General features: G+C 69.1%; 20 protein-coding genes and 1 other RNA gene. 7 read left to right on the top strand and 14 right to left on the bottom strand.

Annotated elements, in window-relative coordinates; translation table 11 throughout:
- Positions 1-90: 90 nt before the first annotated feature.
- Positions 91-984, top strand: a complete 894-nt coding sequence (locus EJI01_RS11155) for a LysR substrate-binding domain-containing protein (RefSeq protein WP_126837172.1) — start codon at positions 91-93, stop codon at positions 982-984.
- Here the strand turns inward: EJI01_RS11155 and EJI01_RS11150 are convergent.
- Positions 981-1,418, bottom strand: a complete 438-nt coding sequence (locus EJI01_RS11150; RefSeq protein ID WP_126837171.1) for a helix-turn-helix domain-containing protein — start codon at positions 1,416-1,418, stop codon at positions 981-983. The genes EJI01_RS11155 and EJI01_RS11150 overlap by 4 nt on opposite strands.
- A 65-nt stretch (positions 1,419-1,483) precedes the next feature.
- Here EJI01_RS11150 and EJI01_RS11145 point away from each other — a divergent pair, with 65 nt between their 5' ends.
- Positions 1,484-2,494 carry a class I SAM-dependent methyltransferase gene (locus EJI01_RS11145; protein WP_126837170.1) on the top strand — a complete coding sequence of 337 codons (1,011 nt, stop codon included), beginning with the start codon at positions 1,484-1,486 and terminating at the stop codon, positions 2,492-2,494.
- Here the strand turns inward: EJI01_RS11145 and EJI01_RS11140 are convergent.
- From EJI01_RS11140 to EJI01_RS11105, 8 genes are all read right to left on the bottom strand, one after another.
- Positions 2,460-2,933 (bottom strand): tripartite tricarboxylate transporter substrate-binding protein, encoded by a 474-nt coding sequence (locus tag EJI01_RS11140; protein ID WP_260602411.1) that lies wholly within the window; start codon positions 2,931-2,933, stop codon positions 2,460-2,462. The two genes, EJI01_RS11145 and EJI01_RS11140, sit on opposite strands and share 35 nt — an antisense overlap.
- 38 nt (positions 2,934-2,971) lie before the next feature.
- Positions 2,972-3,946, bottom strand: coding sequence for a magnesium and cobalt transport protein CorA (locus EJI01_RS11135; RefSeq protein WP_126837168.1), 975 nt, complete (start codon positions 3,944-3,946; stop codon positions 2,972-2,974).
- Between the two features lie 85 nt (positions 3,947-4,031).
- Entirely contained in the window at positions 4,032-4,802 is a 771-nt protein-coding gene (locus EJI01_RS11130; RefSeq protein WP_126837167.1) for a slipin family protein, read from the bottom strand.
- Positions 4,803-4,804: 2 nt separating this feature from the next.
- Positions 4,805-6,172, bottom strand: coding sequence for a nodulation protein NfeD (locus EJI01_RS11125; RefSeq protein ID WP_260602410.1), 1,368 nt, complete (start codon positions 6,170-6,172; stop codon positions 4,805-4,807).
- Between the two features lie 70 nt (positions 6,173-6,242).
- Positions 6,243-7,499, bottom strand: coding sequence for a dihydrolipoamide acetyltransferase family protein (locus EJI01_RS11120; protein ID WP_126837165.1), 1,257 nt, complete (start codon positions 7,497-7,499; stop codon positions 6,243-6,245).
- Complete coding sequence (locus tag EJI01_RS11115; RefSeq protein WP_126837164.1) at positions 7,500-8,513, bottom strand: alpha-ketoacid dehydrogenase subunit beta; 1,014 nt, start codon at positions 8,511-8,513, stop codon at positions 7,500-7,502. It lies immediately after the preceding gene.
- 59 nt (positions 8,514-8,572) lie between these two features.
- Positions 8,573-9,820, bottom strand: a complete 1,248-nt coding sequence (locus EJI01_RS11110; protein ID WP_126837163.1) for a 3-methyl-2-oxobutanoate dehydrogenase (2-methylpropanoyl-transferring) subunit alpha — start codon at positions 9,818-9,820, stop codon at positions 8,573-8,575.
- Between the two features lie 143 nt (positions 9,821-9,963).
- Complete coding sequence (locus tag EJI01_RS11105; protein ID WP_126837162.1) at positions 9,964-10,971, bottom strand: Bug family tripartite tricarboxylate transporter substrate binding protein; 1,008 nt, start codon at positions 10,969-10,971, stop codon at positions 9,964-9,966.
- A gap of 114 nt (positions 10,972-11,085) precedes the next feature.
- On the opposite strand from EJI01_RS11105, the gene EJI01_RS11100 reads away from it, so the two are divergent.
- From EJI01_RS11100 to EJI01_RS11090, 3 genes are read left to right on the top strand one after another with little or no spacing between them, the layout of a single operon-like run.
- Entirely contained in the window at positions 11,086-12,750 is a 1,665-nt protein-coding gene (locus EJI01_RS11100; protein WP_126837161.1) for an MBL fold metallo-hydrolase, read from the top strand.
- A complete protein-coding gene (locus tag EJI01_RS11095) occupies positions 12,747-13,457 on the top strand; it encodes an RNA pseudouridine synthase (RefSeq protein WP_126837160.1) in 711 nt (236 codons plus the stop codon). The genes EJI01_RS11100 and EJI01_RS11095 overlap by 4 nt, the downstream gene beginning before the upstream one ends.
- Positions 13,458-13,462: 5 nt before the next feature.
- Complete coding sequence (locus EJI01_RS11090) at positions 13,463-14,092, top strand: Pr6Pr family membrane protein (protein ID WP_221885664.1); 630 nt, start codon at positions 13,463-13,465, stop codon at positions 14,090-14,092.
- On the opposite strand, the gene rnpB is transcribed toward EJI01_RS11090, so the two are convergent.
- Positions 14,087-14,415, bottom strand: an RNA gene (gene rnpB / locus EJI01_RS11085) — RNase P RNA component class A. The genes EJI01_RS11090 and rnpB overlap by 6 nt on opposite strands.
- 56 nt (positions 14,416-14,471) lie before the next feature.
- On the opposite strand from rnpB, the gene cysK reads away from it, so the two are divergent.
- Positions 14,472-15,392: a cysteine synthase A gene (gene cysK, locus EJI01_RS11080; protein WP_126837159.1), complete on the top strand. Its 921-nt coding sequence runs from the start codon at positions 14,472-14,474 to the stop codon at positions 15,390-15,392.
- Positions 15,393-15,461: 69 nt separating this feature from the next.
- A complete protein-coding gene (locus tag EJI01_RS11075; RefSeq protein ID WP_126837158.1) occupies positions 15,462-17,099 on the top strand; it encodes an NAD(P)/FAD-dependent oxidoreductase in 1,638 nt (545 codons plus the stop codon).
- A gap of 30 nt (positions 17,100-17,129) precedes the next feature.
- On the opposite strand, the gene htpX is transcribed toward EJI01_RS11075, so the two are convergent.
- The 4 genes from htpX to pyrC form a co-directional block, all read right to left on the bottom strand.
- Positions 17,130-18,002, bottom strand: a complete 873-nt coding sequence (htpX, locus tag EJI01_RS11070; protein WP_126837157.1) for a protease HtpX — start codon at positions 18,000-18,002, stop codon at positions 17,130-17,132.
- A gap of 183 nt (positions 18,003-18,185) precedes the next feature.
- Entirely contained in the window at positions 18,186-18,938 is a 753-nt protein-coding gene (locus EJI01_RS11065; protein ID WP_126837304.1) for a DUF3025 domain-containing protein, read from the bottom strand.
- 20 nt (positions 18,939-18,958) lie between these two features.
- Positions 18,959-19,708 carry an NYN domain-containing protein gene (locus EJI01_RS11060; protein ID WP_126837156.1) on the bottom strand — a complete coding sequence of 250 codons (750 nt, stop codon included), beginning with the start codon at positions 19,706-19,708 and terminating at the stop codon, positions 18,959-18,961.
- Positions 19,705-20,745, bottom strand: a complete 1,041-nt coding sequence (pyrC, locus tag EJI01_RS11055; protein ID WP_126837155.1) for a dihydroorotase — start codon at positions 20,743-20,745, stop codon at positions 19,705-19,707. The genes EJI01_RS11060 and pyrC overlap by 4 nt, the downstream gene beginning before the upstream one ends.
- Positions 20,746-20,773: the final 28 nt, after the last annotated feature.

Genomic DNA, 20,773 nt, shown 5'->3' with positions numbered 1-20,773 from the left:
CATGCGATCAATGTATCGGCGTGGACTTTGATTGAATAGTCGGCAAGATTTGGACTTATCGTCCACACTTGTGCACGCTGGGGGCCAACCATGCTCAATCTCAACGACCTTCATTTCTTCGCCGCAGCGGTGGAGCACGGCGGCTTCTCGGCCGCCTCGCGCCAGCTGGGTCTTCCCAAGTCGACGATCAGCAAGCGCGTCGCCGAACTCGAGAACCAGCTCGACGTGCGGCTCATCCAGCGCAGCTCGCGCAGCTTCGCGCTCACCGAGGTCGGGCGCGATTTCTACGAGCACGCGCACGCGGCGCTGATCGAAGCCGAATCCGCCGAGCAAGTGGTGCGCCGGCGCGTCGCCGAGCCCAGCGGCGCGGTGCGGATGACGGCCTCCGTCCCGACCGCCCAGCTGTATCTCTCCGCGCATCTGCCGGAGCTCGCGCGCACCTATCCGCGGCTGCATGTGCAGCTCGACGTATCCGATCGATTCGTCGACGTGGTCCAGGAGGGCTACGACATCGCCGTGCGCAGCCACTTCGCGCCCCTGCCCGATTCAGGGTTGGTCCAGCGGCAGCTCATGGTCGAACGGATCATCCTGGTGGCCGCGCCCGGCTACCTGAAAGAACGCGGTCCGCTGGTGTCGCCGGAGGCCCTGCAACGCCACGACGGCCTCTTGACCGGCATGGCGGCGAGAACATGGCTGCTCTGCGGCAAGACCGGCGAGAAGGCCGAGGTCGCGCCCGTTCCGCGGCTCACGGCCAACGAATCGATGGTGCTGCTGAACGCGGCGATCGCCGGCCTCGGCATCACCTGCCTGCCCGAGCGCTTCTGCCGGGCCGCGCTGAAGGCGAAGCAGTTGACGCAGGTGCTTCCGGACTGGCATGCCGGCAGCGTCACCACCACGATCCTAATGCCGCACCGCCGCGGCCAGCTCCCGGGCGTGCGCGCGACGGTGGAGTTCCTGGCGCGTTGCCTGAATGACGAGCCCTAGCTCCGCGGTGGCTTCGAAGCTCTCCTCCTTCGTGCTCCAACAGCGCCGGTCGCGGCGGCCTGCAGGATGCGACGGAAGGTGGGGCATTCCATGTGGCTCGGTGCGGGGCAGGCAGCGGCGTGCAGCAGGCCGTCGCGCATGGCGCTCAGTTTGCGGATCGTCTTGTCCAGCTCCTGCGCCTTGGCCGCGAGCATCTGCCGGTCGATGCGCGGCTGCGCCTCGCGCGTGAACAGAAGCGCGATCTCGTCGAGCGAGAAGCCAGCCGAGCGCCCGAGCGCGATCAGCGCCAGCCGTTCCAGCACGCCGTGATCGAACAGGCGGCGCAGGCCGCGCCTGCCGGTGGAGGCGATCAGCCCCTTTTCGTCATAGAAGCGCAGCGTCGATGCGGGAACGCCGGATCGCTGCGCCACCTCGGCGATGTCCAGGTGCATCATTCTCTTGACCTCAAGTCGACTTGAAGTTGCACAGTCTAGATGAGGGCAAGTCAAGGAAAACGACCATGGATGTCACGCAACACACCGACAACAGCGAGCAGACGGCGCTTTGGAACGGCCGCGCCGGCCGTGCCTGGATCGAGGCCCAGGAGGTGATCGATCAGGTGCTCGAGCCGTTCCAGGACCTGCTCGTCGAAGCGGTCTGCGCCGGACCTGGGCAGCGGGTGCTCGACGTCGGCTGCGGCACCGGGAGCACGACGCTCGCCGTTGCGCGGCTGCTCGGCGCGACGGGCCACTGCGTCGGCGTCGACATCTCGGATCCGCTGATCGCCGCCGCCCGGGCGCGCGCCGAAGGGGAAGATGCGCCGGCCAGCTTCATCCGTGCCGACGCACAGGTCCACGCCTTCGAGCCCGCCAGCTTCGATGTGATCATGTCGCGCTTCGGCGTCATGTTCTTCGACCACCCGGTCGCGGCCTTCGCGAACCTGCGGCGCGCCGCGCGGGACGATGCCAGGCTCCGCTTCATCGCCTGGCGGAGTGGGGCGGAAAACCCGTTCATGACGACCGCCGAGCGCGCGGCGGCACCGCTGCTGGCGAACCTGCCCGCGCGCCAGCCGGGCGCGCCGGGACAGTTCGCCTTCGCAGACCGGAACCGCGTCTCGTCCATCCTGGAAGAGAGCGGCTGGGCCGAGATCGACATCCGGCCGATCGATGTCGAATGCACGCTGCCCGAGAAGGAGTTGGTCGGCTACTTCACCCGGCTCGGTCCCGTCGGTCTGATCCTTCAGGAGGCGGACGAGCAGACGCGCGCGCGAGTCATCGACACCGTCCGCACCGCCTTCGATCCCTATGTGCACGGAGCCGAAGTCCGCTTCGCCGCTGCTTGCTGGATGGTCGGCGCTCGAGCGCCGGCTGCCGTCGACCGGGCCCGTCCTCAAGATCCCTTCCAGGAACACCACGGGAGCGGCGTTGCCGGGCCGTCGGCGTTGCCCCCGGTGAGGGGATGGGCGGCCACGCGAAGTGGGCGCGCCTGGGGAGAGCTTAAGCGTCCGAACGAATGCCCCGCATCAAGATGACGCCACCCAGTTGCGAGGTGTCCGAGCGCATCCGATAGGCCAGCGCTTGCGGCGTGCCGGCCTGCGCCTGCCAGCCCGCCTTCAGCAGTTGCCGCTGCACCTCGGCGGAACGAAGCACGTCGCTCAGCGCCGCATTGAGCCTGGCCACCGCCGGCTTCGGCAGGCTGGCCGGGGCGGCGAGCGCGGTCCAGATCTCGAGGTCGGCGCCGCGCACGTCGGCTTCGCGCAGCGTGGGCAGCTCGCTGAACAGCGGACTGCGCAGGGGCGAGGTGACGCCGAGGGCCTTGAACTTGCCCGAGGCCACATGAGGCTTCGCGAGGCCTGGCGGCAGCAGCGCCATCTGGATCTTTCCCGCGAGCATGGCGGCGATGACCTGCGGATTGCCGTTGAAGGGCACGTGCTGCGGCCCGATGCTGGTGCGGGTCTTGAGCAGTTCCATGCCCAGGTGGCCCACGGTGGGGCTCGCACCCGCTCCACTCACACCCAGCCCGCGCGCCGGAAGCGGTAGTACAGGTAGGCGCAAAGGCTCGCGATGAGCGCCAGCGCGGCCGCATAGCCGTAGCGCCATTTCAGCTCGGGCATGTGCTCGAAGTTCATGCCCCAGATGCCGGCGAAGGCGGTGCACACCGCAAAGATGGCGGCCCAGGCCGCGAGGCGCTTGGTCACCTCGCCGTCTTCGATCGTGACCATCGAGAGGTTGACGTGGATCGCGGTGCCGATGGTGTCGCGGATCGAATCGATGGTGTTGTTGATGCGGCCGAGGTGGTCGACCACGTCGCGGAAGTAGTCCTGCGTGCCGGCGCACATCTGGGGCACGCGGCCGCCGTGCAGCTTGCCGGTGCCTTCGAGCAGGGGTGCGACGGCATGCTTGAGCAGCGTCAGGCGCTGCTTCAGCTCGTAGAGGCGCTTGATGCTCTCGCGCGCGGCGCCCTTGGTGAAGATGCGCTCTTCGATGGTTTCGAGCTCGACCTCGAAGGCATCGATGACGGGGAAGTAGCGGTCGACCACGGCATCCATCAGCGCGTAGAGCACGAAGCCCGGTCCGTTCCTGAGCAGTTCGGGCTCGCGCTCGCAGCGCTCGCGCACTTCGGTGAAGCCGTGATCGCTGCGGTTGCGCACCGACACCACGTAATTGCGCCCGACGAAGACATCGAGCTCGCCGACGGTAAGCGTGGCGATCCCGTCGGCGCCCGCTTCGAGCAGATGCATGACGACGAAAAGCGAATCGGCGTACTCCTCCACCTTCGGCCGCTGATGGCCGTTGTGCGCATCCTCCACGGCCAGCGGATGGAGGCCGAACTCGGCCTGCACTTCGGCCAGCTCCTGGGGCGTGGCGTCGTGCAGCGCCACCCAGACGAAGCAACGCGGCTGCGATGCGTACTCGCTGATCTCGGAAACGGGAATGTCGGCCAGCTTGGTGCCGTCTTCGTAGACAACGCAGTTGATGAGCATGCGGGCGCCGGGTCAGTGGAGAAGACGGGGCATCTTGCCACGCGGAGCCGGCGTCGCAAGCGCGTGAAGCCTCCAAGGGAAACGCTCAGGGCTTCTTGCCCAGCGCCTGCAGCAGCGGCCCGACGATGTCCAGCGGCAGCGGAAACACGATGGTCGAGTTCTTGTCGGCCGCAATCACGGTTAGCGTCTCCAGATAGCGCAGTTGCAGCGCCTGCGGCTGCTTGCCGAGGATCTCGGCCGCCTCGGCCAGCTTGACCGAAGCCTGCAGCTCGCCTTCGGCATGGATCACCTTGGCGCGCCGTTCGCGCTCGGCCTCGGCCTGGCGCGCGATGGCGCGCACCATGTTGTCGTTGAGGTCCACGTGCTTGATCTCGACGTTGGTCACCTTGATGCCCCAGGTGTCGGTCTGCGCTTCCAGCGTCTTCTGGATGTCGAGGTTGAGGCGCTCGCGCTCGGCCAAGAGGTCGTCGAGCTCGTGCTTGCCGAGCACGGCGCGCAGCGTGGTCTGGGCGAGCTGGCTGGTGGCCTCGAGGTATTTCTCGACCTGGATGATCGCTTTCTCCGCATCGATCACGCGGAAGTAGAGCACCGCGTTCACCTTCACCGACACGTTGTCGCGCGTGATCACGTCCTGGCTCGGGATGTCGAGCACCATCACGCGCAGCCCCACGCGCACCATCTGCTGGATGCCGGGGATCAGGATCACCAGCCCCGGCCCCTTGACCTTCCAGAAGCGCCCGAGCTGGAACACCACCCCGCGCTCGTACTCGCGCAGGATGCGCAGCGATGCCGCGGCGAGCATCACCGCCAGCACGACCAAGAGGCCCACGAGCGTGACGCTGAAATTGAAGAACATGGTCACTGGCCGTCCGGCGCCACCTGCAGCACGACGCCTTGCACGCCGCTCACCCGGACCTTGCGGCCCGCATGCAGGTCGCCGACGCCGGTCACGCGCCAGTAGTCGCCCTGGATTTGCGCCCAGCCCTCGCCGTCTGCGAACTCGACCAGCTCGCCGGTGGTGCCCACGAGGGTCGAGATGCCGGTGGTCACCGGCTGCCGGCGCGCCTTTGCGGCCATGCCGGCCACCACGAGGATGAACAGGGCCGAGGCGGCGCTCGTGGCTGCGACCACCCACAGCGGCACGCCGAAACCCGGCGCGTCGTTGTCGATCAGGAGCACCGCGCCGATCGCGAAGGCCGCGATGCCGCCCAGCCCGAGCACGCCGAAGCTCGGCAGAAAGGCCTCGGCGATGAGGAAAGCCACGCCCAGCAGGATCAGCGCCAGCCCCGCGTAGTTGACCGGCAGCATCTGCAGGCCGAACATCGCCAGCGTCAGGCAGATGGCCCCTACCACGCCGGGCAGCACGAAGCCGGGGTTGGAGAACTCGAACAACAAGCCGTAGATGCCGACCATCAGCAGGATCAGCGCCAGGCTGGGCTCGGTGATCACCGACAGCAGCCGGGTCCGCCAATCGGCGTCGAAGGCGAGCAACTGCGCGCGCTGGGTGGCGAGCCGCACGGTGCCGCCCTCCATGGCCACCTCGCGTCCGTTCACCTGCATCAGCAGGTCGGCCACGTCGCGCGCGACCAGGTCGATCACCCGCTTCTGCAGCGCGTCCTGCGCCGACAGGCTCACGGATTCGCGCACCGCCTGCTCGGCCCAATCGGCATTGCGACTGCGCAGCTGCGCCAGGCTGCGGATGTAGGCCGACGCATCAGCCAGCCGCTTGGCGTTCATCGCATCGGGAGCGGACTCCGCACCCTTCTCGGAGGGCTTCCCGGAAGAGGGCGGCGGTTTCGGCTCCGGCCGGCCGGGCGCCGGCATGCCGATGGCCACCGGCGTCGCTGCGCCGAGGTTGGAGGCCGGCGCCATGGCGGCGATATGGCTCGCGTAGAGGATGTAGGTACCCGCACTCGCGGCGCGGGCGCCGCTGGGTGCCACGAAGGTCGCCACCGGCACGGGCGAAGCGAGGATGTCCTTGATGATGTTGCGCATCGAGGCGTCGAGCCCGCCGGGCGTGTCGAGCTGCAGCACGGCGAGCCGCGCTTCCTTCTTGGCAGCCAGTGCAAGGCCGCGGCGCACATAGTCTGCGGCAGCGGGCCCGATGGCGCCGTCGATCTGCATGAGGACCACGATGCGGGGCGCCTCGGGGCTTGCGGGTGCAGCGGCAGACACGGCTTCAGCGCTGGCCGCCGCTGCCGCATGAGCCAGGAGGACCAGTCCCATCAACCATGTTCCGGCGGACCTCATGATGCGGATGATTCTAGGAGTCGCGGGCGTCCGTGTCACACACGGGCTACTCGACGAAAAGCAGGGCCGGGCATTCGAGCGAAGCCCGCAGGGCCTGCACGAACTCGGCCGCGAGCTGGCCGTCGACCACGCGGTGGTCGAAGGAGGAGGACAGGTTCATCATGCGGCGCGCGACCACCGCGCCGCCCTGCAGCACCGGACGCTGCACGATGCGGTTGACGCCGACGATCGCCACCTCGGGCGCGTTGATGATCGGCGTGGAGGCGATGCCGCCCAGCGCGCCGAGGCTGGTGACGGTGATGGTCGAGCCGCTCAGTTCGTCGCGCGTGGCCCGGCCCGCGCGCGCGGCATCGGCCAGGCGCGCGATCTCTGTCGCGCTGGACCAGAGGTCGCGCGCTTCCGCGTGGCGCAGCACCGGCACCATGAGGCCGGCCGCGGTCTGGGTCGCGATGCCGACATGCACCGCGCCGTGACGGGTGAGCACGCCAGCCTCGTCGTCGAAGCGGGCATTGATCTGCGGGAAGCGCGGCACCGCCAGCACGACCGCACGCACCAGCAGCGGCAGCAGCGTCAGGTGCGCCCGCTCGCTGCCCCAGCTTTCGTTGAGCCGCGCCCGCAGCAGCTCCAGGTCGGTCACGTCGATCTCCTCGACGTAGGTGAAGTGCGGGATGCGGCGCATCGCATCCTGCATGCGTTGCGCGATGCGGCGGCGCACGCCGGTCACGGGCACGGCCTCCTCGTCGTTGCGCTCTGCGTAGCGCGCCGCGCTAGGCGCCTGCGGACCGGGCCGCCGGACCAGCCAGGCGTCGAGGTCCTCGTGCAGGATGCGGCCGTCCGCGCCGCTGCCCGGCACCTGCTGCAAATCGATGCCGAGGGCCGCGGCCCGATGGCGCACCGCAGGCGAGGCGAGCGGCTTGTTGCCGGCCGATGGGCGCGCGTGCTCCGCCGGTGCCGGTGCCGGTGCCGGTGTCGACGTCGGTGCCGATGTCGGTGCAGGCGCCGCCACCTGCGCCGCCGCGCGTGCGGGCGCGGCCGACACCGCCTGCGCCTCGCCGCCGCCGTCCCCCACATCGATGCGGATCAGCTCCGCGCCCACCGCGATCTGCTGCCCCACCTCGCCGCCGAGCGCGAGCACCTTGCCCGCGACCGGCGACGGGATCTCGACCGTCGCCTTGTCGGTCATCACGTCGGCCAGCACCTGGTCTTCGGCCACCGAGTCGCCGGGCTGCACGCGCCATGCCACCAGCTCCACCTCGGCGATGCCTTCGCCGATGTCCGGCACCTTGATGGCATGCGTGCCCATTCAGTTCTCCATGACGCGCCGGAAGGCCGCGCCCACGCGCGCCGGGCCCGGAAAGTAGGCCCACTCCTGCGCGTGCGGATAGGGCGTGTCCCAGCCGGTCACGCGCTCGATCGGCGCCTCGAGGTGATGGAAGCAGTGCTCCTGCACCAGCGCCGTCAGCTCGGCGCCGAAGCCGCTGGTGCGCGTGGCCTCGTGCACGATCACGCAGCGGCCGGTCTTCCTGACCGAGGCGACGAGCGTCTCCAGGTCCAGCGGCCACAGGCTGCGCAGGTCGATGATCTCGGCGTCGATGCCGGTCTCCTGCGCGGCCGCTTCCGAGACGAAGACCATGGTGCCGTAGCTGATAACCGTGAGGTCGGCGCCAGGGCGGAACACCTTGGCCGATTCGAGCGGCACCGTGTAGTAGCCCTCGGGCACCTCGCCCAGCGGATGGGCCGACCAGGAGATTAGCGGCCGGTCGTGGTGGCCGTCGAAGGGGCCGTTGTAGAGGCGCTTGGGCTCCAGGAAGATCACCGGATCGTCGTTCTCGATCGAGGCGATCAAGAGGCCCTTGGCGTCGCGCGGATTGGAAGGCATCACCGTGCGCACGCCGCAGACGTGCGTGAACAGCGCCTCCGGGCTCTGGCTGTGCGTCTGGCCGCCGTAGATGCCGCCGCCGCAGGGCATGCGGATGGTGATCGGCGCGCTGAAGTCGCCGGCCGAGCGAAAGCGCAGCCGCGCCGCTTCGGAAACGATCTGGTCGTAGGCGGGATAGAAGTAGTCGGCGAACTGCACCTCGACCACCGGGCGCAGGCCGTAGGCGCCCATGCCGATGGCCGAGCCGACGATGCCGCCTTCGGAGATCGGCGCGTCGAACACGCGCGAGCGGCCGTACTTGGCCTGCAGGCCCTCGGTGCAGCGGAACACGCCGCCGAAGTAGCCGACGTCCTGGCCGTAGATGACGACGTTGTCGTCGCGCTCGAGCATCACGTCCATCGCCGAACGCAGGGCCTGGATCATGGTCATGGCGGTCATTCAGCAACCTCCGTGCTGCGCACTTCGGTGCGAGCGCCTTCGGGGCGGCCGGGCGGCGCTCATGAAACCACTCCGGCCTGCATCTGTTCGCGCTGCCGCTTCAAATGCGCCGGCATGTCCTTGTAGACGTCCTCGAACATCGTCGCCGCGCCCGCGAGATGGCCGTCGGCCAGCGAGCCGTAGCGCTCGGCTTCCTTCAGCGCGGCATTGACCTCGGCCTCCAGTTTCGCCTGCGTCTCTTCGTGCTCCTGCTGCGACCAGGCGCCGATGCCGATGAGATGCTGCGCCAGCCGCGGGATCGGATCGCCGAGCGGAAAGTGCGCCCAGTCGTCGGCCGGCCGGTAGCGCGAGGGATCGTCCGAGGTCGAATGCGCGCCGGCGCGGTAGGTGACCCATTCGATCAGCGTCGGCCCGAGGTTGCCGCGGGCGCGCGCAGCAGCCCAGCGCGAGGCGGCCAGCACGGCAAGGAAGTCGTTGCCGTCGACGCGCAGCGAGGCGATGCCGCACCCGACGCCGCGCGCCGCGAAGGTGGTGGCCTCGCCGCCGGCGATGGCCTGGAAGGTCGAGATCGCCCACTGGTTGTTGACCACGTTGAGGATCACCGGCGCGCGGTACACGTGGGCGAAGGTCAGCGCCGTGTGGAAGTCGGATTCGGCGGTGGCGCCGTCGCCGATCCATCCCGAGGCGATGCGCGTGTCGCCCTTGATCGCCGAGGCCATGCCCCAGCCCACGGCCTGGATGAATTGCGTGGCCAGGTTGCCCGAGACCGAGAAGAAGCCGGCGCGCTTCATCGAATAGCACACGGGCAACTGCCGCCCCTTGAGCGGGTCGCGCTCGTTGGACATCAGCTCGCAGATCATGCCCACCATCGACACGTCGTCGCGCGCCAGCAGCAGGCCCTGCTGGCGGTAGGTGGGAAAGCACATGTCGCCCTGCTGCAGCGCCAGCGCGTGGCCGGTGGCGATGGCCTCCTCGCCCAGGCACTGCATGTAGAAGGAGATCTTCTTCTGCCGCTGCGCGATCAGCATGCGGGCGTCGAAGGCCCGCGTCTTCATCATCGCGACGAGGCCGCGGCGCAGCAAGGCCGCATCCGCCTCGGGCACCCACGGACCGACGGCACGGCCCTCGTCGTCGAGCACGCGCACCAGCGTGTAGGCGAGGTCGGCGGTGTCGGCCGGCGAGGCCTCCAGCGGGGGACGCCGCACCTCGCCGGCGCGCGAAATGTGCAGGTAGGAAAAATCGGTCTCGCGGCCCGGACGCCCGGTGGGCTCCGGCACATGCAGACGAAGAGGTGCGCCCTGGCTCATCGCGTTGTCTCCGCGCTCGATGGGATCGCTCGCAAGACAAAGCCTAGCGAATTTCAGGCCGCTGCGCAGCCGGCAAAGCGCGCGACTGCGCAACCGCCGAGCACCCGCAAGGCCCGGCGACCCTCCCGGGGCGGCCGCCGCCCTCAGTCGATACTGATGTTCGCCGCCTTCGCCACCTCGGCCCACTTCACGCGGTTGGCGTGAACGGTGGCCTTGAACTGCGCGGGCGTCTCGATGCGCACTGTGTTGCCCTGGCCTTCGAACTTCTCGCGGATCTCGGACTGCTCGAGCACGGACCTGATCGCCGCGTTGAGCTTGTCGACGATGCGCGCATCCGTGCCCTTGGGCGCGAAGACGCCGAACCAGATCGAGCTGTCGAAGCCCTGGGTGCCGGCGATGCCGCTGGACGCGATGGTCGGCACTTCCTTCACCGCCGCCACCGGCTTGGCGGTGGTGACGCCCAGGAGCCGCACCTTGCCCGCCTTGTAGTGCGGCAGCACGGTCTGCACTTGGTTCATGATGCAGCAGGTCTCTCCGCGCACCACCGAGGCGATGGCCTCCGGCCCGCCCTTGTAGGGCACATGCACCATCTGCAGGCCGAGGCGCGAGTTCAGCTCGGCAAAAGCCATGTGGGTGCCGGCGCCGTTGCCGGTAGAGGCGTAGTTGTACTTGCCGGGATTGGCCTTCACCAGCTCGACGAACTCTTTGAGCGTCTTGACGTTGATCACCTCCGGATTGATGGTGAGCACGTTGGAGACGTCGAGCACCGGCGCCACGGGCACGAAGTCGGCCTCCACGTCGAAGGGCAGCTTTTTGTAGAGCGCCGCGTTGCTGCCATGCGTGGCGGCGGTGCCGAAGGCGAGCGTGTAGCCGTCGGGCCTGGCGCGCGCCACGTACTCGCTCGCGATGTTGCCGGCGGCGCCGGACTTGTAGTCGATCACCACCGTCTGGCCGAGCTTCTGCTGCAAGGGTTCCTGGATCGTGCGCGCCACCACGTCGACGCCCGAGCCGGCCGGGAAGCCCATGATCAGCGTGACGGGCTGCCGCGGCCACTCGGCCTGCGCGAAGGCGGAAGGCGCGGCGCAGGCGCCGAGGGCAAGACCGGCGGCGGCGAGCAGACGGCGCGAGCGGCTGGAGAGAGAATCGGGCATGACTGTCCTTCGAAGCGGATGGAGCAAGCGCCGATTGTGGCGCGAGGCTCATGCGAAACCGTGTCGAAGCTTATGCCGGACGGCCGGCTGAATCGATCCCTCTACATTGCGCCCATGGTCCGCCCCACCCAACAAATCCATCCCCCGCGCGAACCGGCGCCGCTCTTCGCCGCCGCCACCGTGCTTCTGCTGCGCGACACGCCCGCAGGCATCGAAGTCCTGATGACGCGCCGCTCCTCCGGCGCGAGCTTTGCGCCCGGCGCCTATGTGTTTCCCGGCGGGCGCATCGACGAAGGCGACCGCGCCGCGCACCGCATCGCTTTGCGTCGGCCCACGCAAGCCGAGGTGCAGCTCACGCAGGCCGTGGCCGCGGTGCGTGAAAGCTTCGAGGAGCTCGGCGTGCTGCTCGCGCGCCACGAGGACGGCCGCCCCGTGAGCGCCGAAGACGTGGCCGCGATGGACCGCAGCACGGCCGCGAGCGCCGTCGCCCTGGCCGACCAGTGCGCGGCGCGCGGACTGCGGCTTGCGACCGACGAAGTCTTCACCTTCGCGCACTGGATCACCGACCGCGACCTGCCCAAGCGCTTCGACGTCCCCTTCCTGGTGGCGCGCATGCCCGTGGGCCAGACGCCGACCGCCGACGAGACCGAGCAGTTCGAGCCCTGCTGGGTGCGGCCGGCCGATGCGCTGGCGCGGCACCAGGCGGGCGGCTTTTTCATGATCTTCCCGACCCTGCGCACGCTGGAGCGCATGGCCGCCTACGAGTCGGTCGATGCCCTGCTCGATGCATGCGCGAACCGCGCGGGCGGCGAAGGCCCGCTGTTCACCAGCTGTCCGCGCGCCGGCCTGCTGCGCGGCCGGGAGGCGCGCTACATGGAGCACGACTCGCCCTACGGCGAGCTGGCGCTGGTCTGCCCCGACGGCCAGATCGTGCATGCGCTCGACTGGCAGAGCGAGTCTCCGGTGGCGCTCCTGAAGAACGTGCACCGGCTGACCGCGCCGAACCCCGGTGCAATGACCGGGCCGGGCACCAACAGCTACATCGTGGGCGATGCGGCCAGCGGCTACATCGTGATCGATCCCGGGCCGAACGAGGCGAGCCACCTCGAGCGCCTGCACCGCGCCACCGGCGGCGACATCCGCATGATCGTGTGTACCCATTCGCATGCCGATCATTCGCCGGGCGCGGCGCCGCTGCAGGCGCTGTGCACGGCATCGAGGCCGCCGATCCTCGGCCTGCCCTCGGCGCCGACCGCGCGCGCCTCGGCGCGCTTCTCGCCCGACCGCACGCTGCAGGACCAGGAGCGCCTCGTGCTGGCAGGCCCGGACGGCACCACGCACACGCTGCGCGCCGTCCACACCCCCGGCCACGCGGCCAACCACCTCTGCCTGGTGCTGGAGGAGGACGGCCTCTTGTTCTCCGGCGACCATGTGCTCAACGGCAGCACCACGGTGGTCGACCCGCCGGACGGCAACATGAATGCGTATCTCGACTCGCTCGACCGGCTCGACGCGGTCTGCGCCGAAGGCGACGTCCGCTTCATCCTGCCGGCGCACGGCTACGTGCTCGGCGAGGCGCGCGCCGCGATCGCCTACCTGAAGGCACACCGCCTGAAACGCGAGGCCAGGATCGCCGCCGCGATGCAGCGCCTGCCGCAGGGCACGCCCGAGGACTGGCTGCCGCTCGCCTACGACGACGTACCCGAACGCATGTGGCCGGTGGCGGCACGCTCGCTGGCCGCGCACGTGGAGCGCATCCGGCAAAAGGCGGCGCCATGACCGACACCGAAGAAGGCATCCGCCTGGCCAAGCGCGTGGCCGCGATGGCCGGCTGCTCGCGGCGCGAAGCCGAGCTGCTGATCGAGAACGGCGCAGTGCGCATCGACGGCGAACCGGCGCTGCTGCCGCAGACGCGCGTGCAGGCGCACCAGCAGGTCGAGATCGAAGCCGGCGCGCGGCCCGAGCCGGTGGTGCCGGTCACGCTGCTGCTGCACAAGCCGGCCGGCACCCCGACCGACAACGCGCATCGCCTGCTGGTGCCCGCCAACCACCACGAGCCCGAGCGCGCGGGCCTGCGCTTCCTGCCGCGCCACGTGGCGGCGCAGCGCTGCATGACGCCGCTCGAAACCGGCGCCAGCGGGCTGGTGGTCTTCACGCAGGAGTGGCGCATCGAGCGCAAGCTGCAGGAAGACGCGGGCATCCTCGAGAACGAAGTGATGGTCGACGTCGCCGGCCCGGTCGGGCCCGACGTGCTCGCGCGCCTCGAACGCGCCTCCGCAGCACGCGTTAGCATCGGCCAGCAGGCCGAGGGCCACACCGGCCTGCGCTTTGCGATCAAAGGGCCGCGGCCGGGGCAGATCGCCCACCTGTGCGACGAGGCGGGCCTGCGCATCCTCGCGATGAAGCGCATCCGCATCGGCCGCGTGCCGCTGGCGGGCCTGCTGCCCGGACAGTGGCGCTACCTGCTGCCCAACGAGCGCTTCTGACGCCCGTGCGCCTGTTTGCCGCCGCCGCTGCACTCATCGGTTGGGCCGCGCTCGCGCTGCAGCTGGCGCTGTCGATCGGGCTGGCCACGGCCGGCGGGCGAACGGCCGGCTGGGGCGTCTTCATGTACCTCGGCTACTTCACCATCCTGACCAACCTGCTTGCGGCGCTGGCGCTGACGGCCGCGGCGAGCGCCGCGCAGGGCACGTTGCAGCGTTTCTTCCGAAGGCCTGGCGTGGCGAGCGCAATCGGCGCCAACATCGCCGTGGTGGGCCTCGTCTACTTCTTCGTGCTGCGCCACATCTGGAATCCAGAGGGCCTGCTGTGGCTGGCCGACGTGCTGCTGCACTACCTGATGCCGGTGCTTTTTCTCGCCTATTGGTGGATCGCGGTGCCCGCGCGAGGCTTGCGCTGGCGCGACCTCCCGCACTGGTGGATCTATCCGTTGGGCTATCTGGCTTATGCACTGGTGCGCGGCGCGATCGCTGGCGTCTACCCCTACCCATTCATCGACGCGGGTGCGCTGGGCTATGGCCGCACCGCGCTCAATGCGGTGGCCGTGCTGATCGGCTTCTCGCTGGTCGCCGCGCTGCTGGTGGCGATCGGCCGCAAGAAGCCGACGCCGAAAAAAGTGTGAAGCGCGCCGTTAGGCCGGATTCTGTGCATTGAGGTTGCCCCCAACGTGACCGCCATTACTCTGGGCCGTTTGTCGCCAAACGGCTCGGTGCCACCTACCCGCCGACTCTGCGGAACCACATCGACGTCGGCCTACTTGGTGTTGCTGCGCGCAGAGATTGCCCGTTTCACCCGGCCGAAGTTGCCCTCGGCCGACTCGTCTCTGTTGCTCTGATCCTCACCTCGCGGTGGAGAGCCGTTAGCTCCTGCGCTGTCCTGTGCAGTCCGGACCTTCCTCCAGTGCGCTCTTTCGAGACTTGCACCAGCGGCGGTCTGGCGTGCTTCACATGGCGATTATCGCGACAATGGCGGCCCCTTGGCGCTACACGAAGGAATCCCGCATGAAAGCCCAGAACATCCTGCAGACCATCGGCAACACGCCGCACATCCGCATCCAGCGGCTGTTCGGCCGGGCGACGCAGCAGGTGTGGATCAAGTCCGAGCGCGCCAATCCCGGCGGCTCGATCAAGGACCGCATCGCGCTCGCGATGGTCGAGGATGCCGAGAAGTCCGGCGCGCTCAAGCCCGGCGGCACCATCGTCGAGCCGACTTCGGGCAATACCGGCATCGGGCTCGCGATGGTCGCAGCCGTCAAGGGCTACAAGCTCGTTCTCGTGATGCCCGACAGCATGTCGCTCGAGCGCCGCCGCCTCATGCTGGCTTACGGCGCAATCTTCGACCTGACACCGCGCGAGAAGGGCATGAAGGGATCGATCGCACGTGCCGAGGAGATCGTCGCCGGCACGCCCGGCGCCTGGATGCCGCAGCAGTTCAACAACCCGGCCAACGTCGAGGTGCATGCGCGCACCACGGCAGAGGAGATCGCGGCCGACTTTCCCGATGGGCTGGATGTGCTGATCACCGGCGTCGGCACCGGCGGCCACATCACGGGCTGCGCACGGGTGCTCAAGAAGAAGTGGCCCCAGCTCAAGGTGTTTGCGGTCGAGCCCGTGGCCTCGCCAGTGATCTCGGGCGGCGCGCCTTCGCCGCACCCGATCCAGGGCATCGGCGCCGGCTTCATTCCGAAGAACCTCGACACCGAACTGCTCGACGGCGTGATCCTGGTCGATGCCGAACCGGCGCGCGAGATGGCGCGCCGCTGCGCCGCCGAAGAGGGCATGCTGGTCGGCATCTCCTCGGGCGCCACGCTCACCGCGATTGCGCAGAAACTGCCGGAACTGGCGCCCGATGCGGTGGTGCTGGGCTTCAACTACGACACCGGCGAGCGCTATCTGTCGGTCGACGGCTTCCTGCCGGCCTGAGTGCACGCCGGCAAGACCGGCGCATTGTCGATAATCGGTGTTCCTGCTTGATAAACACAAGCCCACGACATGCTGAGAATCTCCGAAATCAAACTGCCGCTCGACCACGACGATGCGGCCCTTCCCCAAGCCGTCGCAACCGCCCTCGGCACGCCTGTGGCCGCGATCGCCGGCTTCAAGGTCTTCAAGCGCAGTTTCGATGCGCGCAAACCGCAGCTCTTTCAGGTCTACATCGTCGACGCGACGATCGCGGGTCCGGCGCTCGAAGCCGCGCTGCTCGCGAAGTTCGCCGGGCATCCCCACATCGGCCCTTCGCCCGACATGGTGTGGCGCGCACCGGTCCAGGCACCGGCCGGACTACCGCTGCGCCCCGTGGTCGTCGGCTTCGGCCCCTGCGGCATCTTCTGCGCGCTGATGTTGGCGCAGATGGGCTTCAAACCCATCGTGCTGGAGCGCGGCAAGACCGTGCGCGAGCGCACCAAGGACACCTGGGGCCTGTGGCGCAAGAGCGTGCTGAACCCCGAGTCGAACGTGCAGTTCGGCGAGGGCGGCGCCGGCACCTTCTCGGACGGCAAGCTCTACAGCCAGATCAAGGACCCGCGCTTCCTCGGCCGCAAGGTGATGGAGGAGTTCGTCAAGGCCGGCGCGCCGCCCGAGATCCTCTACGTCGCGCATCCGCACATCGGCACCTTCAAGCTGGTGAAGGTGGTGGAGCACATGCGCGAGCAGATCACAGCCCTGGGCGGCGAGATCCGCTTCGAGCAGCGCGTGACCGACGTGCTGATCGAGGACGGGCAGCTCCGCGGCCTGAGCGTGCTCGACCAGCGCACCGGCGAGCAGAGCGAGCTGCGCGCCGACCACGTGGTGATGGCGCTCGGCCACAGTTCGCGCGACACCTTCGAGATGCTGCATGCGCGCGGCGTGCACATCGAGGCCAAGCCCTTCTCGATCGGATTTCGCGTCGAGCACCCGCAGGGTTTGATCGACCGCGCGCGCTGGGGCCGGCATGCCGGCCATCCGCTCCTGGGCGCGGCCGACTACAAGCTGGTGCACCACGCGAGCAACGGCCGCTCGGTGTACAGCTTCTGCATGTGTCCGGGCGGCACGGTGGTGGCCGCCACCAGCGAGCCGGGCCGCGTGGTGACCAACGGCATGAGCCAGTACTCGCGCAACGAGCGCAACGCGAACGCGGGCATCGTGGTGGGCATCGACCCGCGCGACTTCCCCGGCGACGCGCTCGCGGGCATCGCGCTGCAGCGCGAACTCGAATCCAATGCCTTCGTGCTCGGCGGCGGCGACTACCGCGCGCCGGGCCAGCTGGTCGGCGATTTCGTGGCCGGCAAGCCCTCCGCCGCGCTGGGCAGCGTCGAGCCCTCGTACAAGCCGGGCGTGACGCCGGGCGACCTGCATGCCGCCCTGCCCGGCTATGCGATCGAGGCGATGCGCGAGGCCTTCCCAGCCTTCGGCCGAAAGATCAAGGGCTTCGACCTGCACGACGCGGTGCTGACCGGCGTCGAGACGCGCACCTCCTCGCCGATCAGGATCACGCGCGGCGACGATTTCCAGAGCCTCAACGTGCGCGGCCTCTATCCGGCCGGCGAAGGCGCGAGCTATGCGGGCGGCATCCTCTCGGCCGGCGTCGACGGCATCAAGGTGGCGGAAGCGGTCGCGCGCGAGCTCGCGGCGCCCATGAAAAAAGCCGCCTGAGGGCGGCTTTTTCAGTGATCGCGCGGCGGATCAGCCCGGCGCGCTCTGCAGCGCCGCGATGCGCTCTTCGATCGGCGGGTGCGTCGCAAAGAGCTTGCCGATGCTGCCCGTGATGCCCATGGCCTCGACCGCCTTCGGCAACTCGCCGGGCGGCAGGCCGCCGAGGCGCGCGAGCGCGTTCATCATCGGCTGCTTGCGGCCCATCAACTGGGCCGCGCCGGCGTCGGCGCGGAATTCGCGCTGGCGCGAGAACCAGGCCACCACGATCGCGGCGGCGAAACCGAGCACGATGTCGAGCACCAGCGTGGTGATCATGTAGCCGATGCCCGGGCCGGTGCTGTCGCTGCCGCGGCGCAGGAAGCCGTCGACCACATAGCCGATCACGCGCGAGAGGAACACGACGAAGGTGTTCATCACGCCCTGGATCAGCGTCATGGTGACCATGTCGCCGTTGGCCACGTGCGCCACTTCGTGGCCGATCACGGCCTCGACTTCTTCGCGCGTCATGTTGGCCAGGAGGCCCGTCGACACCGCGACCAGCGAGGAGTTCTTGAACGCGCCGGTGGCGAAGGCATTGGGGTCGCCCTCGAAGATGCCGACCTCGGGCATGCCGATGCCGGCCTTGTCGGCGAACTTGCGCACGGTCTGCACGATCCAGGCCTCGTCGGGCGACTGCGGCTCGTTGATGATGCGCACGCCGGCGCTCCACTTGGCCATCGGCTTGCTGATCAAGAGCGAGATGATCGCGCCGCCGAAGCCGATGACCAGCGAAAAGCCCAACAGGGCGGTGAGATTGAGTCCGTTGGCCGTGAGGTAGCGGTTGACGCCGAGCAGGCTGGCGACGACGCCGAGCACCGCGACCACCAGGACGTTGGTCAGGACAAACAGAAGGATGCGTTTCAAGTTGATTTCTCCGTGGGTGCAGACGATGGCTCGCCGTGGCGAGCAAATGAGGGCCGCCACCCTGGTTTCAAGCGGTGGACGGTCGGGGCGGGCAGTTGTTCTTGGTTGTGGAGCCCCATGCGGCTCAGGCGTACAGAGTGATGATAGGAGCAAAAGTTCGGCGTCAAGTGCACGCCACCACGCTCACTCCGGGTAAAGCCGGCCCGCCGGCCGCGGTGGCCTGAAGACCTCGGTATCGTCATAGAAACCGGGTGCCTCGTTCGGCGCCCACCAGCCGGGCACGCCGAGCACGGGCAGCGCAGCGAAGGGCTTGCTCGCGAGATGGGCAGCGTCCAGCGCTGCTGCGATCGCCGCATCGTCGATCGCGATCGATCGGCTGGCGCCCGGCGCACAGAGCACATGCGCCGTCATCGGCTTGCGCGGCGAGCTCAGTTTTTCGAGCAGCGCATGGCCGAAGACCAGCAGCCGCGCCTCGCGCCACAAGACCCGCTCGGCCACGAAGAGCCGCTGCCAGTCGCGCGCGAGCAAGGCTTCCCACAAGGCAGGCGGCGCATCGAGCACGGCGCCGTTCTCGTCGAATAGCGTGAGCGCATCGCGCAGCGGCCCGCGCACGGCGCCGACGCCGGCGCGCGCAATCTCGGCCGCTTGCAGCGCGTTGAGGCGCCGTTTGGCCGCGGGGAAATGCAGCCACACGAGGCCGTTGAAGAAGTCGTGCAGGTTGTCGCGCGTGGGCACCTGCGCGGTGCGGAAGATGAAGGCTTCGTAGGCCTCGTCGTCCGGCGCCGCATGTGCGGGCACGAAGCGCAGGGGGCCGGCCGGCAGCTCGATGGGCGCGGGTTCGCTCGACAGCGCCTCTGCCACGCCGAGGCCCTGGGCCACCGCCGCGCCGGCAACGGCCGCGCGCCGTGCATAGGGCGCGAGCCATGGCCGCGCCATATCGAGCGGCCAGGCAGGGTTCACGACGCCAGCGGGCCGACGTACTGCACCTTGTTGGGCGTCTTCTCCGGCGTCAGCGCGAACAGCTCGGGGTATTTCTTGAACAGCTTGGGCGAGCTCGCGCTCTTGCCCAGCAGCTTGGCGCCGCGCAGCCGCTCGGCCGCGTGGTTGAGTTCGATCTTGCCGCCTGCACCGAGTTCGGGCACGGCGTCGAGGATGCGCAGCACGTCCTCCGGCAGCACGGGCACGCGCGCCACCGCGGGCGCCGGCGTTGCCTTGGCGCGGCGCGGTGCGCGCGGCGCCCGCTTGGCCGCCGGCTTGGCGGCGGCAGCCCGGTCGGACTGATGGTGCTGGAGGTCGATGAAACTGTCGTAGACCGCGACGGTCTCGTCGCCGGTCTTGCCCTGCTGGCCGATGCCGCAGACGCGGCACCCTTTTTCGCGCAGCCGGATCACCAGCGGCGCGAAGTCGGAATCGGAGGAAACCAGCACCACGATGTCGGGACGCTCGGCCACCGCCAGATCCATGGCATCGACCGCGAGCGCGATGTCGGTGCTGTTCTTGCCGGCCGACAGGTTGACCATCGGCCGCACCGAGAGCCGCTTGAACATCGCCTGCTGCTTGAGCGCAGTCTCGGCGTTGCAGTAGGCGCGCCGCACGTGGATGGCGCCGTGCTCGGCCATCGTGCGCTGCACGGCCTGCTCGATCACGTCGGACGAAACATTGTCGGCGTCGATCAGGAGCATCACGCGCGGCGACGAGGGGTTCATGCGAGTCTCCAGGCGACGGTTTCGCCGCCGCGCAAGGGTTTCAAGGTGGCATCGCCGTAGGGCACCGCTTCCGGCACGGTCCAGCTTTCGCGCTTCAGCGTCACGGTGTCGGTGTTGCGCGGCAGGCCGTAGAAGTCGGGGCCGTGGAAGCTCGCGAAGCCTTCGAGCTTGTCGAGCGCGCCGGCATGGTCGAAGGCTTCGGCATAGAGCTCGAGCGCAGTCAGCGCGGTGTAGCAGCCGGCGCAGCCCAGCGCATGTTCCTTGAGGTGCGCCGGATGCGGCGCGCTGTCGGTGCCGAGGAAGAAGCGGTCGCTGCCGCTGGTGGCGGCCTCGACCAGCGCGACGCGGTGCGTCTCGCGCTTGAGCACCGGCAGGCAGTAGTAGTGCGGCCGAATGCCGCCGGTGAAGATGGCGTTGCGGTTGTAGAGCAGGTGGTGGGCGGTGATGGTGGCGGCCGTGAAGCGGCCGGCATCGCGCACGTAGTGGGCGCCCTCCTTGGTCGTCAGGTGCTCGAACACCACCTTGAGCTCCGGGAAGTCGCGGCGCAGTGGAATCATGACGCGGTCGATGAACACGGCCTCGCGGTCGAAAAGGTCGACCGCCGGGTCCGTCACCTCGCCGTGCACCAGCAGCAGCAGGTCGTGCTTCTGCATCGCTTCGAGCGTCTTGTAGGTGTTGCGGATGTCGGTCACGCCGGCATCGCTGTTGGTGGTGGCGCCGGCCGGGTAGAGCTTGAGGGCGCACACGCCGGCCGCGGCGGCGCGTGCGATTTCCTCGGGCGGCAGCTTGTCGGTCAGGTACAGCGACATGACCGGCTCGAAGCTCAGGCCCTCCGGCACGGCGGCGCGGATGCGGTCGCGGTAGGCGATGGCCTGGTCGGCGTTCGTCACCGGCGGCCGCAGATTGGGCATGATCAGCGCCCGCCCGAACTGGCGCGCCGAATGCGGCACCACGGCCTCGAGCGCGGCGCCGTCGCGCACGTGCAGATGCCAGTCGTCGGGGCGGGTGATGGTGAGGGTATCGGCAGGGCTTTTCATGAGGGGGATTGTCACCCGCGGAAACCCG

The sequence above is a fragment of the Variovorax sp. MHTC-1 genome (assembly GCF_003984645.1).
Classification (GTDB): domain Bacteria; phylum Pseudomonadota; class Gammaproteobacteria; order Burkholderiales; family Burkholderiaceae_C; genus Variovorax.
Note: the sequence above shows the minus strand (reverse complement) of the source record. Positions and strands in the feature narration are given on the sequence as shown.